This is a genomic window from Sphingomonas flavalba (genome assembly GCF_047553045.1).
GTDB classification, from domain to species: Bacteria; Pseudomonadota; Alphaproteobacteria; order Sphingomonadales; family Sphingomonadaceae; genus Sphingomonas_L; species Sphingomonas_L flavalba_A.
In genome coordinates, this window is the sequence record NZ_CP180208.1 from 2,360,859 (window position 1) to 2,376,080 (window position 15,222).

Below are 15,222 nucleotides of genomic sequence, written 5' to 3' on the forward strand. Positions count from 1 at the left end.
AATTTTACCTATTTGGTTATTTATCCGCCCGGCGCACCAACCTTGACATGCCGCTCATCATGTAACATGTAAAAGTACATGAAACGCGACAGCCGCCTTTCCGGGGTTCTCCACGTCCTGCTCCACATGGCGGAACAGGACGGCCCGGTCACATCCGAAACGCTGGCGCGGATGATGCGAACCAACCCGGTCGTCATCCGCCGGCTGATGGCCGGCCTGCGCGATCAGGGCTATGTCCGCTCGGAAAAGGGGCATGGCGGCGGCTGGGTCATCGCGCGCGATCTCGAAACGATCAGCCTGCGCGACGTCTACGACGCGCTCGGCCACCCGCCGCTGCTGTCGATCGGCAACCGCAGCGAAGCGCCCGATTGCCTGGTCGAACAGGCGGTCAACGCCGCGCTCGGCACCGCCTTTCGCGATGCGGAGGCGCTGCTGCTCGCCTCGCTGGCCGAGGTGACGCTCGCCGCTCTTTCCGCCGATTTCCACCAACGGCTCGCCGCCTGCCCCGCCCCAGACCACAAGGACCATGCCGATGCCCGCTGACGCCGCCGCGCAGGATCAGCCGTTCCTAAAATCCTTCTCCGACCCGGAAGCCGTCGCCCGCTACGCGGAAGGGCCGCGCCGCTTCGTCCCCGGCCTCGACGGCATGCTCCGCATGACCGGCATCCTGTTGGCGGAACGCGCGCCGGCAGACGCCCGCGTGCTGGTGCTCGGCGCCGGCGGCGGCAGCGAATTGCGCGCGATCGCCGACGCTCATCCCGGCTGGACCTTCGTCGGCGTCGATCCGGCGGCGGAAATGCTCCGTCTCGCCGAACGTGTCGCCGGCCCGCACCGCGCCCGCATGGAACTGGTCGAAGGCTATATCGACGACGCGCCAGCCGGCCCGTTCGACGCGGCAACCTGCCTGCTGACCCTGCATTTCCTCCCCGCCGCCGAACGCGAACGCACGGTGCGCGAAATCCACCGGCGCCTCCGCCCCGGCGCGCCGTTTGTCGCCGCCCATTCCAGCTTCCCGCAAACCCCGGCCGAACGCGGCCAGTGGCTCGATCGCTACGCCGCCTTCCCGATCGCGCTCGGCGTCGAGCCGGAACAGGCGCTCGGCGCCCGCGACGCCGTCGCCGCCAGCCTCAACACCTTCAGCCCGGAACAGGACGAAGCGATCCTGCGCGCCGGCGGCTTCGCCGACCCCAGCCTGTTCTACGCCGCCTTCACCTGGCGCGGCTGGATCGCCCACGCCTGACCAGCCGCGCGCGCCGCCTGCCAACCATCCGTCATTGCGCGCCGCCAAAGGCGCGGGACGGCAATCCCCGCGCCACGCCTCCCGTCATCGCGAACCACCGCCAGCGTAAAGCCCGCGCCTTACCCCCGCGCCACCACGGCAAGGTTGCCCGCGACCAGTTCGCGCGCGCTCGGCCGCTCGCTCCACTCGGCATGGAACCGGGCCAGCTTCGGCCGTCGCCCGCCGTCGTCCAGAGCGATGCCGCAATAGGCGATATTGGCGATCTGGCAGGCGATGGCGATGTCGGCGACGGTCACCATGCCGCCAACCAGCGGGCCGCCGTCGTCCGGCAGCACGGTTTCGACATAGTCGAGGATCGGCGGCAGCGTTTCGCTCCGCGCCTTGTCGGCGGCCGCCATGTCCGGCTTCACCCCGACCATCTTCGCGACAAACATGTTGAAAAACACCGCCAGCCCCGCCGGGGACAGGATCGTGTCGGCGAACTCCTCCAGCCACACCACCCGCGCCCGGTCACGCGGGTCGACCGGGGTCATCGACGGTTCCGGGTATTTCGCTTCCAGATAGGCGACGATCGCCGTCGAATCGGCCAGCGCGAAATCGCCGTCGACCAGCGCCGGAATCTTGCCGAACGGGCTGGCGCGGCGAAAATCGGGGTCGGCGTCGCCCGGTCCGATCGACTTGCGCTCGATCGCAATGCCCTTCTCGGCACCGAAGATCAGCACCTTGCGCACGAACGGAGACAGGCTGGCGCCATACAGAATCATCGCATTCCCCTCTTTGATTATTCGGCCGCCGCCTCGGCATCGGCCTTCGCCCGTTCGCGCTGCCGCCGGCGCTCGGTCAACCAGATCGCGATCAGCGTGAATTCGTAAAGCGCGACCAGCGGCACGGCGAGCAGCAATTGCGAGAACACGTCCGGCGGGGTCAGCACCGCTGCCACCGCGACCACCGCGACGATCGCATAGCGCCGCCCGGCGCGCAGTTGCGCCAGCGTAACGATCCCGGCGCGCTCCAACAGCATCAGCAGCACCGGCAGCAGGAACGCGACGCCAAAACCGAAAACGAATTTCGTCACGAAATCCAGATAGTTACCGACACCCGGCAAGGCTTCCTGGGTTACCCCGCCGACATTGCCCTGATAACTCAGCAGAAAATGCAGCGCGACCGGCATGGCGAAATAATAGGCCAGCGCCGCCCCCAGCAGAAACAGCACCGGCGTCAGAATCAGGAACGGCAGGAACGCCTGCTTCTCCTTGGCATACAGCCCCGGCGCGACGAATTTCCACAGCTGGCTGGAAATCACCGGAAACGCGAGCATCAGCGCCGCGAAGAACGCCACCTTCACCTCGACGAAGAACGCCTCGAAAATGTTGGTGTAGATCAGCTTGCCCTGCCCCGCCTTCAGCAGCGGCTGGACAAGGAAGGCAAAGATCGGCTTGGCGAAATACAGGCAGCCGACAAACGCCCCGAACAGCGCCGCCACCGACCACAGCAACCGCCGCCGCAGTTCGATCAGGTGGTCGAGCAGCGGCGCCGTCGTCTCGTCGATGTCTTTCACCGCCCACCCTCTTCAGCGGCAGGGGGCGGCGCCACCGGCTCCGTCGTCGGCTCGGCGGCTGGCGGTGGCGGCAATGCGGGCTCCGCCGTCGGCGTGGCGTCGGGATAATCGCGCATGATCCGCGCGTTGTCCTCCGCCCATTTCTTTTCCATCTCGGCCAATTCGGCCTCGCGGACCATCGTATCCAGCCCGGTGCGGAAATGCCGGGCCATGCCCCGCATCTTGCCCATCCATTTGCCGAGGTGGTGCAACGCGCGCGGCAAATCCTTCGGGCCGATCACCAGCAGGGCGACCAGCGCGACCACGATCAGTTCGGTCGGCGCAACGTCAAACATCGCCTTCGCTCACCAGCGGCCCGGCGCGCTCAGCTCGGCCGCGTATCTTCCGGCTGCCGCTCCGTCTCCGGCGCGCGCTGCCCGTCGATCGGGCGGGCCGGGGCATCGATTCGCTTCGGCGCTTCGTCATCCTCGGCCAGCCCCTTCTTGAAGCTCTTGAGGCCCTTGGCGACGTCGCCCATCATATCGGAAAATCGGCCCTTTCCGAAAAGCAGCAGGACCACAATCCCGACTACCAGCCAATGCCAGAGGCTGAAACCACCCATTCCGTCTTCTCCCGGGAATTCGCCTTATCTTAGGCGCTATCGTCATCGCTTTCCAGTTGAACCGCGCTCATCGCCAGATCGACCGGATCAAGCAAGCCCGCGGCTTTCAACTCGTCGATTCCAGGCAGGTCGCGGCGGGACTGCAAGCCGAAATGCACCAGGAAGCCGGGCGTCGTGGCATAAGTGATCGGCCGCCCCGGCGCCTCTCGCCGGCCCGCCGGTCGCACCCATCCCGCCTCCATCAGCACGTCCAGCGTACCCTTTGATATCTGAACGCCGCGGATCGCCTCCACCTCCGCCCGGCTAACCGGCTCGTGATAGGCGATGATCGCCAGCGTCTCGACGGCGGCGCGGCTCAGCTTGCGCGGTTCCTCGCGGGTCCGGCGCAACAGGTGGGCGAGGTCCGGCGCCGTCTGGAACTGCCAGCGCCCGCCACGCTCGACCAGTTCGATCCCACGCCCGCGATAGACATCCCGCAACCGCCCGAGCACGGCGCCAACATCGAAATCGCCCGCGTGCATCCTGATGTCGGCAATGCTCAGCGGCTCGGCGGCGGCGAACAAAACCGCCTCCACCGCGCGCGACAGATCGTCCTCGGCCGAAAAACCGCCGGTCATCCCCCTGCCTTCAACCAGAGCGGGGCGAAGGCCTCATCCTGCCGCAACTCCACCCGCCCCTGCCGCGCCAGCTCCAGCGCCGCGACAAAGCTGGATGCCAGCGCCGACCGCCGATAGGCAGCGTCCTCGGCGACCGGCAGGAAAGCCTCGATCCGCGTCCAGTCGATCCGTTCGCCGATCATCGCCATAACCCGGCTCAATGCCGCGTCCAGCGACATGACCGGGCGGCGCTCGACCCGGTGGACCGCCGGTTGCCGGCGCGCGGCGATCTGTCCATAGGCGGCGATCAGGTCGTAAAGATCGGCCGACCAGGCCGTCGCCTTGACCGTCCGCAACCCTTCCGGCGCCCCACGCACGAACACGTCACGACCGACCCGATCGCGGCCGAGCAGGCGGGCGCCGGCTTCGCGCATCGCGTGCAGCCGCTGCAGCCGCAGATGCAGGCGCAGCGCCAATTCCTCCGGGCTGGGATCGACCGCCTCGTCACGCGGCAGCAGCAGGCAGGATTTCAGATAGGCGAGCCACGCCGCCATCACCAGATAATCGGCGGCGATCTCAAGCCGTAGCGCCCGCGCGTCGGCCAGATAGGCCAGATATTGCTCGACCAGTTCCAGGATCGACAATTCGCGCAGGTCCACCTTCTGCGTCCGCGCCAGCGCCAGCAGCAGGTCGAGCGGCCCCTCCCACCCGTCGATCTCGATCCGCAGCGCCTCGGCGGGCGCCGCATCCATCGCGGCGAACTCCATGGCCACAACCATAGCCGCGAATCCCCGCCCCGATCCAGCCGGTTGCGACAATGGACAGCACCGACGCGCCACGATACCCCTGTCTCATCCGAACGCATGATGGGGCCGCAGATGAACCGCCGATCCTTTCTCACCAGCGCGGGCGCCCTCGCCATCGCCACCCGCCTGCCCGCGCAACCGTCGGCGGCCGCCAAGGCCCCGGCCGATGCCGATTTCCACGCGCTGCTCGACCGGATGTTCTACGCCCGCCTCGACGGAGCGCCCACGCGCGCGACAAGCATGGGGCTGGATACCGGCGCCCGGGCCGCGCTGCGCGGCCGGCTCGACGACTATAGCCCCGCCGATCGGGGCCACACCCTCGCCCGGCTGCAAGCGGAACGCGCGCAGCTTACGGCGGTCGACCGCGCCGCGCTCGGTGACGCGGCGGCGATCGACTACGATGTCGTCGCCTGGCAACTCGACACCGCCATCGCCGGTGCGGAGCGCTTCGCCTATGGTTCGGCGGGCGGCCGTTTCGCGCCCTATGTGATCAGCCAGTTGACCGGCGCCTATCGCGACATTCCCGATTTCCTCGCCTCGAAGCATCCGGTCGCCAATGCGGCCGATGCCGACGCCTATCTCGCCCGGCTCGACGCCTTCCCCGCCGCGCTCGACCAGAATCTCGAACACGCCCGGCAGGACGCGGCACGCGGCGTCATTCCGCCCGACTATATTCTCGACACGACCGGCCGGTTACTCCGCCAGTTACGCGACCAGTCACCCGCCGACGGTATTCTGGTGTCCGGTTTTGCCGCCAAGCTGGCCAAGGCGGGGTTGTCCGGCACTGCCGCCGAACGCGCCGAGCGGATCGTCGCCGACAGGATCGCGCCGGCGCTCGACCGCCAGATCGCCGCCGTCGCGGCGTTCCGCGCAAAGGCCAGCCACGACGCCGGGGTGTGGCGCCTGCCGGACGGCGACGCCTATTACGACGCCGCCGCACGGGCGGCGACGACCGCCGAACTGACCGGCGAGGCGATTCACCAGCTTGGCCTCGATCAGGTCGCCCGGATCAGCGACCGGCTCGACCGGGTGTTGCGCGATCAGGGCATGACGCAGGGCAGCGTCGGCGAACGGCTCGTTGCGCTCAACACGCAACCGGCGCAGCTCTTCGCCAACACCGACGCCGGCCGCGCCGCGCTGATCGACGCGCTCAACCTGCAGATCGCCGCCAGCTACAAGCGGCTGCCACAGGCCTTCCTTACCCTGCCCAGGGCACCGGTCGAAGCACGCCGGGTGCCGGAATTCATTCAGGCCGGCGCGCCGGGCGGTTATTACAACAGCGCGCCGCTCGATGGGTCTCGCCCGGCGATCTACTACATCAATCTGCGCGACACGTTCGACCGGCCGAAATTCGGCCTGCCGACCCTGACCTATCACGAAGCAGTACCCGGTCATCACCTGCAGGTCAGCATCGCCCAGGAATCCGGCGACATCCCGCTGATTCGCCGCTTCGGCGGCTTTTCCGGCTATTCGGAAGGCTGGGCGCTCTATTCGGAACAGCTTGCTGACGAACTCGACATGTACAAGGACTACCCGATCGGCGTCGCGGGCTACCTCCAGTCCTTCCTGTTCCGGGCGACGCGGCTGGTCGTCGATTCCGGCATGCATCGCAAACGCTGGAGCCGCGAACAGGCGACCGAGTATTTCATCGCGACGACCGGCATCGCCCGTGGCCGCAGCCAGAACGAAATCGATCGCTACACCGTCTGGCCCGGCCAGGCGTGCAGCTACAAGATCGGCCACACCGTCTGGGAACGCCTGCGCGACGAGGCAAAAGCCGCGCAGGGCGAAAGTTTCGACCTGCGCCAGTTCCACGAAGTGCTTCGCCTCGGCGCTATGCCGCTCACCATACTGGAACAGGTTGTCCGCGCCCGCTTCACCTGAACCGGCGGCTGCGCGCTCAGTCCTCCTGCGCGATCGTGACTTTCAGGCCGTCGAGCGCCGCACTGAACGGAATCTGGCACCCCAGCCGGGACTGTTCGTTGCGGAAATCGGAACTGTCGAGCAGATCGCTCTCGTCCTCGCTCATGCCCGGCAGCCGGTCGGCGAAGTCGGGGTCGACATGGACATGACACGTGGCGCACGAACAGCAACCGCCGCACAGCGCCAGCAACTCATCAAAACCGTTGTCGCGGATCACTTCCATGACCGTCAGGCCATCATCGCCCTCGACGACATGCTCGGTCCCGTCCCGGGTGACAACGATCAACTTCGGCATTTGCCTTCCCTTTCAGTCGCATTAAACAGCGCTTGCTGGCCCTATGTCGTGCGCCGGGGGGATGATCAAGCCGCATGCTCAAGTCCGTCGACTATCTGCATGCGTCGATCGACTCCCTGGCCAGGCTCGATCCCCGTTTTGCCGACTCGCTTGCCCGGGTCGGTTATCCACCACCGCGCGACCGCGCCCGGGGCTACGAGACACTGCTGCGCACCATCGTCGGTCAGCAGGTCAGCGTTGCCGCCGCCGCCGCCGTCTGGAACAAACTCGATGCCCGGATCGGCGACGCCACCGACCCGGCCCGCCTGCTCGCCGCCCCGGACGAGGCACTGCGCGCCAGCGGCCTGTCCCGCCAGAAAGTCAGCTATGCCCGCAGCCTTGCCGGGTTGGTGACCAGCGGCGCGCTCGACCTGTTCGATCTCCCGGAAGACGACGAGGCGGCGATCGCGCGGCTGGTCGAAATCAGGGGTATCGGCCGCTGGTCGGCCGAAATCTATCTGCTGTTCGCCGAAGGGCGGCCAGACATCTGGCCGGCCGGCGATCTGGTTATCCAAATCGAGGTGGGCCGCATGCTCGGCCACCCAGAACGCCCCAGCGAGAAACTGGTGCGCGCGGCGGCGGATGCCTGGCGTCCGCACCGCGGCGCCGCCGCCCTGATGAGCTGGTTTCACTACAACAATACCAAGGGCATTCCGCTCTGATCGGCACCCGCCGGTCAATCCCCGGTCATTGCGCCAATCGCGGCACGATGGGCACGAGCATTTTCGACATAATGCACAACGCCAAGCCGGTTGAAGGCCATTTCGGCCTCGGTCAACATCCGCGCCAGCTTGGCCGGGCGGCCGGTCCATAGCTCTCCGGCGCCGATCCGCTTGCCCGGCGTCAGCAAGGCGCCGGCAGCAAGCATGCCACCGGTGGCGACGTGGCAGTCGTTCATGATCGTCGCACCAAGCCCGACAAACGCGCCATCATCCAGAACGCAGCCATGAACCATCGCCATATGGCCGATCAGCACGTCGTCGCCGATCAGCGTCGGCTGGCCCGCCTCCCCCGGTGCCAGCGGCGAATCGACATGGACGACGGTGCCGTCCTGAATATTGGTCCGCGCGCCGATCCTGATCCGGTTCACATCGCCGCGCAGAACGCAGTTATACCAGATGCTGGATTCCGGCCCGATCTCTACGTCGCCGATCAGTCGGCAACCCGGCGCAACAAAGGCGCTCGGGTGGACGACCGGCGTTTTGCCGCCGAACGGAATGATGCTGACCCCTTCCACCTTGCGCGCTCCCTTATCTGTTCAAGGCCGGTCCATCGCATAACAGATGTGCCAGCTAAGCGGGTGATCGGGCGGAAAGCGCGGGTGGGCGAAGTCCAGATCCTTGCGCCGCCGCATGCCGAGCCGCTTCATCAGGCCCCAGCTACGGACATTGCCGAGCACGGTGATCGCGACCACACGCGGCGCGTCGAGATTGGCCCAGGCCCAGTCCAGCGTCGCCTCCGCCGCCTCGCGCGCATAGCCCTGGCCCCAGGCGTCGGCCCGTAGCCGCCAGCCAATCTCGACCTCGTCGGCGATCGGGCCGACTTCGCCCGGCTTCAGCCCGCAAAAGCCCAGAACGGCGCCATCGTCGACCCGCTCGATGATCCAGAAACAATAGCCGTTTGCCGCGAGCAACGCTTGCTGGCGCGCGACCGCCGCTTTCAGCACCGCGGGATCCTCCACACCGCCAAGGTGCTCCATCACCTCCGCCGTATTGGTCGCGGCGACAAACGCGTCGCCATCCTCGTCCCGCCACCCGCGCAGGCGCATCCTCTGCGTTTCGATCGCCACGCTCATGGCGCCGCGTCGGCTTTCGGGACCCCGGCTGTCAGCAGCGGCAGAATACTGGCGAAATCATCCGTCCACGGCGTGAAGCCCGGTGTCGCGGAAAGCGGCTGCCAGCGGGTTTCGCCGGCAGGCGCGAGCGCCGTCAGTCGGGCAAGCGACGCGGGATTGCGCGACATCGCCACCCATACCGAACTCGCCAGATGCCGCTGGTCGCGTGCGTCGCGATCGATCTCGTCATGATAGACAGCGGCGGTCCAGCCTCCAGAGGCCGCCGCACCGGCAATGACCGGACGCAGGTCCAGAAAGCGGTTGGAGATATGAACCAGCAGCAAACCGTCACGGCTGACGACACGCGCATAATTCGCGAAGGCCTCGACGGTCAGCAAGTGCATCGGCACCACGTCGGACGAGAATGCGTCGAGAGCGAGCAGGTCGAACTGCCCTTCCGGCCGTGCGGCGAGGGTCAGCCGGGCATCGCCGATAATGACCGGCACATGCGGCAGGCAGCGGCCGAGGAAATGGAAAGCACCGTCGTCGCGGGCTATCCGCAGCACCGCCGGGTCGATCTCGAAGAACCGCCAGCTTTGGCCGCCGCGCGCATAGCAAGCGAGCGTCCCGGTCCCCAGCCCGACAACACCGACGCTGGCATCGGCGCCGGCAAGGGCGGGCAGCGCCAGCATCGCCTGCCCGATGCCGGACCGGCGGCCGTAATAGGCGGTCGGCTCGGTCTCCCGCCCCGGCACGGTGATTTCAACACCATGCTGGGTCGTCCCATGCGCCAGCGAACGTACACCATCCGCCGGCATATCGCGGACGGTGTAGATGCCGAAATAGCTGCGCGTCCGCGCGCCCGGCTGGGCACTCAGCTCAAAGGAATGCCAGACACCAAGCACCAGACCGATCGCCAGCAGGCAGGCAACGAACGGAATCCGGCGCCCCACCGCCAGCATGCCGATCAGCCCGATGCCAACCGCCGTGATCATTGCCGCGTTCCCGCCCAACCAGGCTGGGCCGGCAAGGCCGACGGCGGCGAACAGAAACACCAGGCCGACGGCAACGGCCGTCAGCAGCGTCGCGCGCCGGTCGTCGTTCCAAACACGCTGCAACGCCGGCGCCAATGCGCGCATCGGCACCACGCAACCGGCAAGAAGCAGGAGCAGCGGGTGTTCGTATGTCCAATCGAACAGCAACGGCGCGAACAGCCCGGCGAACAACCCGCCCAGTGCCCCGCCAAGCGACATCGCCAGATAGAAGCCGGTCAACCGTTCAGGCGCCGGTCGGGTGCGATACATCTCCCCATGCAGGGCGACCGCGACGATGAACAACAGCAACAGACCGACCGCCATCGAGAAAAACGGCTGGGCCGGATTGTTCCGGATCGCGACTGCGCCGCAGATTAGCAAGGCAAAAGGCGCGATAAACGTAATCGTCCGGGCAATGCCGCCCCGCGTCGAGAACGCGACCGAGAAGCTGAGCAGATACAAGCCAAGCGGCAGCACCCACAGCAGCGGCATCGCGACGATGTCGGTGGTGATATAGGTCGTCGTCGACAGCATCAGCCCCGACGGCACAAAGGCGAGCAGCACCCAATATAGCTGGCGGCGCAGTGGCGGCGGTTCCGATGGCCGGGCGATGCCGGGACGGGTCGGGTCGTGGCGAGGCAACAGCGTCGCGCAAGCGATGACCAGCAGGATCAGAACGCCGTAGCCAATGCTCCACAGCCGGCTTTGCGCGGCCAGCGCGAATCCCGGCTCGACGAACAGCGGATAGGCGAGCAACCCGGCAAAGCTGCCAAGGTTAGACGCGGCATACAGCGCATAGGGGTCCCGCCCGCCGCTCGCCGCGCTGTACCAGCGCTGGATCAGCGGCGCCTGCGCGGAAACCGCGAAGAACAGCGGCCCGATCGACACCAGCAGCAGCCACGGCACCCAGAGCGCCGGATTGGCGGTGGCCGACGGATAGATCGCGGCAAGGCCGATCGGCAACCACAGCGCCGCCGCGCACAACAGCACGGCGTGGACCAGCGCCTGACGCATAACATTCAGCCGACCGAGCAGATGGGCGTAGCTGTATCCGCCGAGCAGCAGCGCCTGATAGATCAGCATCGCACTGTTCCACACCGCCGGCGCTCCGCCCAGGCGCGGCAACGCCATGCGGGCGATCATCGGCTGGACGAGAAACAGCAGGAAGCTGCCGACGAAAATGGTGAGAACGAACAGTGGCCCGCGCCAGCGAGCGTCGTCGGTTTCGATCGAACGGCCGTCGATCGGGGCGGCCGCGCTGGCCATCAGCCGCCGACCAGCCGCGCCGCGTGGGCGGCGTGATAGGTCAGGACGCCGGCGCAACCGGCCCGCTTCAGCGCGGTCAGCGTTTCCAGCACCAGTGCGTCGCGATCCCCGGCACCAACTGCGGCGGCCGCCTCGATCATCGCGTATTCGCCTGACACCTGATAGGCGAACACCGGCACGCGGAACTCGTCCTTCACCCGGCGGATAATGTCGAGATAGGGCAGGCCCGGCTTGACCATCACGCTGTCCGCCCCTTCGGCCAGGTCCAGCGCGACCTCGCGCAATGCCTCATCACTGTTGGCATGATCCATCTGGTACCCCCGCTTATTGCCTTTCAGCAGCCCGCGTGAGCCGACCGCGTCGCGGAACGGGCCGTAGAAGGCGCTCGCATATTTGGCCGAGTAGGCCATGATCTGGACGTTGGCGTGCCCTGCCCCTTCCAGCACCTGACGGATCGCACCGACCCGGCCGTCCATCATGTCCGACGGGGCGATAATGTCTGCGCCCGCCGCCGCCAGGACGAGCGCCTGATCGGCCAGCACCGCCATCGTCTCGTCATTCAGAACATTGCCGGCTGCGTCGATCAGCCCGTCCTGCCCGTGGCTGGTATAGGGGTCGAGGGCGACATCGGTCAGCACGCCGATGTCTGGCACCGCGTCCTTCAGCGCCCGGGTGGCGCGGCACATCAGATTGTCGGGGTTCAGCGCCTCGCGCCCGTCCTCGGTCCGCAAACCGGCGGGGGTGTAGGGGAACAGCGCGATACAGGGGATGCCGAGCGCCGCCGCCTCACGCCCGCGCGCGACGATGCCGTCGACTGACCAGCGCGACACGCCGGGCAAGGTCGCAACAGGCTCCTCGATCCCCCGCCCCTCCATCACGAACAGCGGCCAGATGAAATCGCTGGGCGCGATGCGGGTCTCAGCGTGGAGCGCGCGGCTCCAGGCGGTGTAGCGGGTTCGCCGCAGGCGGAGGGCCGGATAGGACGCGAAAGTCATGTCTTCCCCTAACCGAAACCACCCCCGCGCCCAAGATAGCTCATACGCGAAATGCGTTATGCATCCGTTATGACCGTCACGCGTTCAGGCGCGATGACACGTCCCCTTCCCCGACAGGCCATTCTTGTTGTCAACGCGCAGTCCCGGCGCGGCCGCGCACTGTTTGGCGAAGCCCGGGACAAGCTGACCGCCGCCGGCATTACGCTTATCGCCGCCCACGCCGTCCGCGACCCGAAGCGGCTGGGCCAGACGATCCGCGAGGCGCTGGCGAGTAAGCCGCCGATGCTGATCGTCGGCGGCGGCGACGGATCGTTGTCGATGAGCGTCGACGATTTCGTCGGCGGCGATACGGTATTCGCGCTGCTGCCGCTCGGCACCGCCAACAGCTTTGCCCGCACCCTCGGCATTCCGCTCGACCTGGACGGGGCGATCGCGGTGATTGCCGGTGGCGAACGGCGGCGCATTGATCTGGGGATGATCGACGGAGATTACTTCGCCAACTGCGCCGCAATCGGCCTGGCCCCGATGATCGCCGAATCCGTACCGAACGGGTTAAAACGCTGGCTGGGGCGCGCCGGCTATCTGGCGTGGGCCGGGTGGAAATATCTGGGTTTCCGTCCGTTCAGCGTCACCGTCGGCGAAGGCCCGGCAGCGGAGCGACTGAGTGCGGTGGAAGTCCGCATCGCCAACGGCGGATACCACGGCGGCACCGAACTGGTCGAAAGCGCGGAGCCGGACAACGGCGAGATCGTCATTCAGGTTGTCGTTGGCCATGCCAGCCGCACGCTACTGGCAAGTTGGGCAGCCAGCCTGCTGCGCCTGCGCGCGCGCCATTGGACGGTACGCGAATTCCGCGGCCCTACTTTTCGCATCGCGACCGATCCCCCCCTGCCGATCTCGATCGACGGCGAAGTGCTGGCACGTACCCCCGTGACGGCAAAGGTCGCGCGCGCGATTATCGACGTGGCCGCGCCTGCATCGTTGCAGGCATGACCAGCCATTGTGATCGTATCGCGGCGCGCCAGCTCTAGCGCACCCGCCGCGCGGAGGTGATGCGGATCGGTTCCGCGATCATCTGGCCGACCATCGCGCTCTTGCCCTTCTGGGCCACCGTCGGCGCGGCCAGAATCTTGCGGACGACCGGCATGCCCGCAACCACTCGCCCGAACGCCGCATAGCCCAGATTATCGCCCGGCCCGCCCGGCTTGGCGTCCATTGACGGCATCGGGCCGACGGTGATGAAGAAATCACCCATCGCGCTGCCCGGCCGGGTCCGCGCCATCGAAATCGTACCATCGCCATGCGTGAGGCCGGTCTTGCTCGTCGGCTCGTGCGCGATCGGCGGCAAGGCACGGCTGATAGTGTGGCGGATACCTCCCTGGATGAATCCCCGCCCCTTTGTGCGCGGCGTGCGGGCCGCGCGGTAGAAGCTGGTCCCGTCGAACTTCTTCTGGTCGACATAGGCCAGGAAGTTGCGCGTTGTGATCGGCGCCTGCTGTGTTGCCAATTCGATCGTGATCGGCCCGGCGGTGGTTTCCAGCACAACGCGGGGCGACGCGGGCGGTGCGGCGGCAGCCGGGATAGGCGTGAGCAGCAGCAGGGCGAACGAGGCGAAGGTGCGAATCATCGCGGCAAACTGGCGGCGGCGGCGGCGTAAGGCAACCACCGCCCGCCGCCGCTACTGTGCCGCAGCCACCTGCCAGCCGCCGCCGAGCGCACGGAACAGCGCGATTTGCGCGGCGGCGATGCCGGCGTCGGACGCCGCAACATCGGCCTCGGTCGCAGCGAAGGTGCGCTCCGCATCCAGCACTTCCAGAAAATCGACCGTGCCTTCGCGCTGGCGGGCGCGAACGATGCGCACCGCCGTCGCCGCCGCATCGCGCGCCGACACCAGCGCCTGCCGCCGCTCTATCGCCTGCGCATAGGCCGACAGCGCCGTCTCGGTCTCCTGCAGCGCGCGCAGCACCGTGCCGTCGAACGTGGCGAGGGCCGCTTGCTCGTCGGCTCTTGCGGCGGCGATACGGGCCCGTTCCGCTGTCTGGTTCGGGAAGGTCCAGTTGATCAACGGGCCAAGTAGCCAGCGCAGCGGCCCGGCGCCGAAAATGTCACCAAAGCCGGCGCCGGTCGACCCAACCGATCCGCCGAGACTGATCTGCGGGTAGAGCGCGGCGGTGGCAACGCCGATCCGGGCGGTCGACGCGGCAAGGCGGCGTTCCGCCGCCCGCACGTCCGGCCGCCGCGCCAGCAGCGCGGCGCCGTCGCCGACCGGGATCGGCTGAACGACGCGCGGCGTGGTGGCCCGCGCCGACGCCGTTGCCGGCAGATCGGCCGGGGTCCGCCCGGTCAGCGTCGCCAATGCGAACAGTGCCGCCTGGCGCCGCGCGACGAGCGGCGGAATATCCGCCTTGCGCTGGTCGCGCAGCGCGGCGAGGCGCGCGACATCCAGCTTGTTCGCGCGTCCCGCTTCGAACCGTTTGGTCGTCAGTGCGACCGAACGATCGAGCAATTCGACGACCTCGGTCGCGACGTTCAACTGTTCCGCCGCCGCCGCCGCGTCGACATAGGCAGCGATCGTGTCGGAAACGACAGTCACCCGCATCGCATCGGCATCCGCCGCCGCCGCGCCGACATCACCGCGGCCGGCTTCTATGTTGCGGGTGACGCGGCCGAACAGGTCGACCTCATAGGCGACGCTCAACCCGCCATCGACCTGCCAGTCCTCACGCGAAGCGCCAGGCGCGCGCTGGCCTGCCGGCAGGCGGCCATAATTGGCGCCAGCGGCGATGCCGGTACCGGGCAGCCGGTCCGCCCCCGCCTCGCGCAACGCCGCGCGGGCGCGATCGAGGCGGGCGACGGCGACGCGGATGTCGGTATTGGCGGCAAGCGCGTCGCCGACCAGGCCGTCGAGCACCGGATCGTCATAGAGTTTCCACCACTGGTCGGTGCCCACCTCCGCCGTCACGCCGGGGCCGGCGGCGGTGAAGGGACCGGCCGCCGCCGGGGGGGGCGTCGGTGCGACATAATCCGGGCCGGCGGCACAGGCCGCCAGCGCCAGCGCGGAGACGAAGGGGAAGAGCTGGGTCGGTTTCATCGCT

The 15,222-nt window shown here is 67.7% G+C and carries 18 protein-coding genes; 5 read left to right on the top strand and 13 right to left on the bottom strand.

Annotated features, from left to right (window positions below):
• Nucleotides 1-78 precede the first annotated feature (78 nt).
• Together ACMT1E_RS11290 and ACMT1E_RS11295 are read left to right on the top strand one after the other, a co-directional pair.
• Nucleotides 79-543, top strand: a complete 465-nt coding sequence (locus ACMT1E_RS11290; protein ID WP_414900320.1) for an Rrf2 family transcriptional regulator — start codon at nucleotides 79-81, stop codon at nucleotides 541-543.
• Nucleotides 533-1,240 carry a class I SAM-dependent methyltransferase gene (locus ACMT1E_RS11295; protein ID WP_414900321.1) on the top strand — a complete coding sequence of 236 codons (708 nt, stop codon included), beginning with the start codon at nucleotides 533-535 and terminating at the stop codon, nucleotides 1,238-1,240. The genes ACMT1E_RS11290 and ACMT1E_RS11295 overlap by 11 nt, the downstream gene beginning before the upstream one ends.
• 119 nt (nucleotides 1,241-1,359) lie before the next feature.
• On the opposite strand, the gene ACMT1E_RS11300 is transcribed toward ACMT1E_RS11295, so the two are convergent.
• The 6 genes from ACMT1E_RS11300 to ACMT1E_RS11325 are packed head-to-tail and all read right to left on the bottom strand — an operon-like array spanning nucleotide 1,360 to nucleotide 4,774.
• A complete protein-coding gene (locus ACMT1E_RS11300; protein WP_414900322.1) occupies nucleotides 1,360-2,004 on the bottom strand; it encodes a glutathione S-transferase family protein in 645 nt (214 codons plus the stop codon).
• A 17-nt stretch (nucleotides 2,005-2,021) separates the two neighbouring features.
• On the bottom strand, nucleotides 2,022-2,798 hold the full coding sequence (gene tatC / locus ACMT1E_RS11305) for a twin-arginine translocase subunit TatC (RefSeq protein WP_414900324.1): 777 nt from the start codon (nucleotides 2,796-2,798) through the stop codon (nucleotides 2,022-2,024).
• Nucleotides 2,795-3,133 carry a Sec-independent protein translocase protein TatB gene (gene tatB / locus ACMT1E_RS11310; protein ID WP_414900326.1) on the bottom strand — a complete coding sequence of 113 codons (339 nt, stop codon included), beginning with the start codon at nucleotides 3,131-3,133 and terminating at the stop codon, nucleotides 2,795-2,797. Before tatB ends, tatC begins: the two co-directional genes overlap by 4 nt.
• Nucleotides 3,134-3,162: 29 nt before the next feature.
• Nucleotides 3,163-3,399 carry a twin-arginine translocase TatA/TatE family subunit gene (locus ACMT1E_RS11315; RefSeq protein ID WP_414900327.1) on the bottom strand — a complete coding sequence of 79 codons (237 nt, stop codon included), beginning with the start codon at nucleotides 3,397-3,399 and terminating at the stop codon, nucleotides 3,163-3,165.
• Nucleotides 3,400-3,428: 29 nt separating this feature from the next.
• Entirely contained in the window at nucleotides 3,429-4,016 is a 588-nt protein-coding gene (gene scpB, locus ACMT1E_RS11320; RefSeq protein WP_414900328.1) for an SMC-Scp complex subunit ScpB, read from the bottom strand.
• Nucleotides 4,013-4,774: a segregation and condensation protein A gene (locus tag ACMT1E_RS11325; RefSeq protein WP_414900330.1), complete on the bottom strand. Its 762-nt coding sequence runs from the start codon at nucleotides 4,772-4,774 to the stop codon at nucleotides 4,013-4,015. Before ACMT1E_RS11325 ends, scpB begins: the two co-directional genes overlap by 4 nt.
• A gap of 99 nt (nucleotides 4,775-4,873) precedes the next feature.
• On the opposite strand from ACMT1E_RS11325, the gene ACMT1E_RS11330 reads away from it, so the two are divergent.
• Nucleotides 4,874-6,685: a DUF885 domain-containing protein gene (locus ACMT1E_RS11330; protein ID WP_414900331.1), complete on the top strand. Its 1,812-nt coding sequence runs from the start codon at nucleotides 4,874-4,876 to the stop codon at nucleotides 6,683-6,685.
• 16 nt (nucleotides 6,686-6,701) lie between these two features.
• Here the strand turns inward: ACMT1E_RS11330 and ACMT1E_RS11335 are convergent, their stop codons facing one another.
• Nucleotides 6,702-7,019 (bottom strand): 2Fe-2S iron-sulfur cluster-binding protein, encoded by a 318-nt coding sequence (locus tag ACMT1E_RS11335; protein ID WP_414900332.1) that lies wholly within the window; start codon nucleotides 7,017-7,019, stop codon nucleotides 6,702-6,704.
• Nucleotides 7,020-7,093: 74 nt separating this feature from the next.
• Between ACMT1E_RS11335 and ACMT1E_RS11340 the strand changes: the two genes are divergently transcribed.
• Nucleotides 7,094-7,720: a DNA-3-methyladenine glycosylase family protein gene (locus ACMT1E_RS11340; RefSeq protein WP_414900333.1), complete on the top strand. Its 627-nt coding sequence runs from the start codon at nucleotides 7,094-7,096 to the stop codon at nucleotides 7,718-7,720.
• A gap of 14 nt (nucleotides 7,721-7,734) precedes the next feature.
• Here ACMT1E_RS11340 and ACMT1E_RS11345 read toward each other — a convergent pair whose 3' ends face one another.
• Genes ACMT1E_RS11345 through hemB form a run of 4 tightly spaced genes read right to left on the bottom strand, consistent with a single transcriptional unit; the run spans nucleotide 7,735 to nucleotide 12,127 of the window.
• On the bottom strand, nucleotides 7,735-8,295 hold the full coding sequence (locus ACMT1E_RS11345) for a gamma carbonic anhydrase family protein (protein WP_414900334.1): 561 nt from the start codon (nucleotides 8,293-8,295) through the stop codon (nucleotides 7,735-7,737).
• Between the two features lie 21 nt (nucleotides 8,296-8,316).
• Nucleotides 8,317-8,853 carry a GNAT family N-acetyltransferase gene (locus ACMT1E_RS11350; protein ID WP_414900335.1) on the bottom strand — a complete coding sequence of 179 codons (537 nt, stop codon included), beginning with the start codon at nucleotides 8,851-8,853 and terminating at the stop codon, nucleotides 8,317-8,319.
• Nucleotides 8,850-11,132 carry a spermidine synthase gene (locus ACMT1E_RS11355; RefSeq protein WP_414900336.1) on the bottom strand — a complete coding sequence of 761 codons (2,283 nt, stop codon included), beginning with the start codon at nucleotides 11,130-11,132 and terminating at the stop codon, nucleotides 8,850-8,852. The genes ACMT1E_RS11350 and ACMT1E_RS11355 overlap by 4 nt, the downstream gene beginning before the upstream one ends.
• A complete protein-coding gene (hemB, locus tag ACMT1E_RS11360) occupies nucleotides 11,132-12,127 on the bottom strand; it encodes a porphobilinogen synthase (RefSeq protein ID WP_414900338.1) in 996 nt (331 codons plus the stop codon). Before hemB ends, ACMT1E_RS11355 begins: the two co-directional genes overlap by 1 nt.
• Nucleotides 12,128-12,220: 93 nt before the next feature.
• Between hemB and ACMT1E_RS11365 the strand changes: the two genes are divergently transcribed.
• Nucleotides 12,221-13,120: a diacylglycerol/lipid kinase family protein gene (locus ACMT1E_RS11365; RefSeq protein WP_414900340.1), complete on the top strand. Its 900-nt coding sequence runs from the start codon at nucleotides 12,221-12,223 to the stop codon at nucleotides 13,118-13,120.
• 34 nt (nucleotides 13,121-13,154) lie between these two features.
• On the opposite strand, the gene ACMT1E_RS11370 is transcribed toward ACMT1E_RS11365, so the two are convergent.
• Together ACMT1E_RS11370 and ACMT1E_RS11375 are read right to left on the bottom strand one after the other, a co-directional pair.
• A complete protein-coding gene (locus ACMT1E_RS11370; protein WP_414903401.1) occupies nucleotides 13,155-13,754 on the bottom strand; it encodes a peptidylprolyl isomerase in 600 nt (199 codons plus the stop codon).
• A gap of 51 nt (nucleotides 13,755-13,805) precedes the next feature.
• Complete coding sequence (locus ACMT1E_RS11375) at nucleotides 13,806-15,218, bottom strand: efflux transporter outer membrane subunit (RefSeq protein WP_414900341.1); 1,413 nt, start codon at nucleotides 15,216-15,218, stop codon at nucleotides 13,806-13,808.
• Nucleotides 15,219-15,222 lie beyond the last annotated feature (4 nt).

Coding starts and splice junctions, on each gene's coding strand:
- ACMT1E_RS11375 (WP_414900341.1), bottom strand. CDS start 15,218: ATGAAACCGACCCAGCTCTTCCCCTTCGTCTCCGCGCTGGCGCTGGCG.
- ACMT1E_RS11365 (WP_414900340.1), top strand. CDS start 12,221: ATGACACGTCCCCTTCCCCGACAGGCCATTCTTGTTGTCAACGCGCAG.
- ACMT1E_RS11340 (WP_414900333.1), top strand. CDS start 7,094: ATGCTCAAGTCCGTCGACTATCTGCATGCGTCGATCGACTCCCTGGCC.
- ACMT1E_RS11355 (WP_414900336.1), bottom strand. CDS start 11,132: ATGGCCAGCGCGGCCGCCCCGATCGACGGCCGTTCGATCGAAACCGAC.
- ACMT1E_RS11370 (WP_414903401.1), bottom strand. CDS start 13,754: ATGATTCGCACCTTCGCCTCGTTCGCCCTGCTGCTGCTCACGCCTATC.
- hemB (WP_414900338.1), bottom strand. CDS start 12,127: ATGACTTTCGCGTCCTATCCGGCCCTCCGCCTGCGGCGAACCCGCTAC.
- ACMT1E_RS11290 (WP_414900320.1), top strand. CDS start 79: ATGAAACGCGACAGCCGCCTTTCCGGGGTTCTCCACGTCCTGCTCCAC.
- ACMT1E_RS11330 (WP_414900331.1), top strand. CDS start 4,874: ATGAACCGCCGATCCTTTCTCACCAGCGCGGGCGCCCTCGCCATCGCC.
- tatB (WP_414900326.1), bottom strand. CDS start 3,133: ATGTTTGACGTTGCGCCGACCGAACTGATCGTGGTCGCGCTGGTCGCC.
- ACMT1E_RS11300 (WP_414900322.1), bottom strand. CDS start 2,004: ATGATTCTGTATGGCGCCAGCCTGTCTCCGTTCGTGCGCAAGGTGCTG.
- ACMT1E_RS11315 (WP_414900327.1), bottom strand. CDS start 3,399: ATGGGTGGTTTCAGCCTCTGGCATTGGCTGGTAGTCGGGATTGTGGTC.
- ACMT1E_RS11350 (WP_414900335.1), bottom strand. CDS start 8,853: ATGAGCGTGGCGATCGAAACGCAGAGGATGCGCCTGCGCGGGTGGCGG.
- ACMT1E_RS11335 (WP_414900332.1), bottom strand. CDS start 7,019: ATGCCGAAGTTGATCGTTGTCACCCGGGACGGGACCGAGCATGTCGTC.
- scpB (WP_414900328.1), bottom strand. CDS start 4,016: ATGACCGGCGGTTTTTCGGCCGAGGACGATCTGTCGCGCGCGGTGGAG.
- ACMT1E_RS11295 (WP_414900321.1), top strand. CDS start 533: ATGCCCGCTGACGCCGCCGCGCAGGATCAGCCGTTCCTAAAATCCTTC.
- ACMT1E_RS11325 (WP_414900330.1), bottom strand. CDS start 4,774: ATGGTTGTGGCCATGGAGTTCGCCGCGATGGATGCGGCGCCCGCCGAG.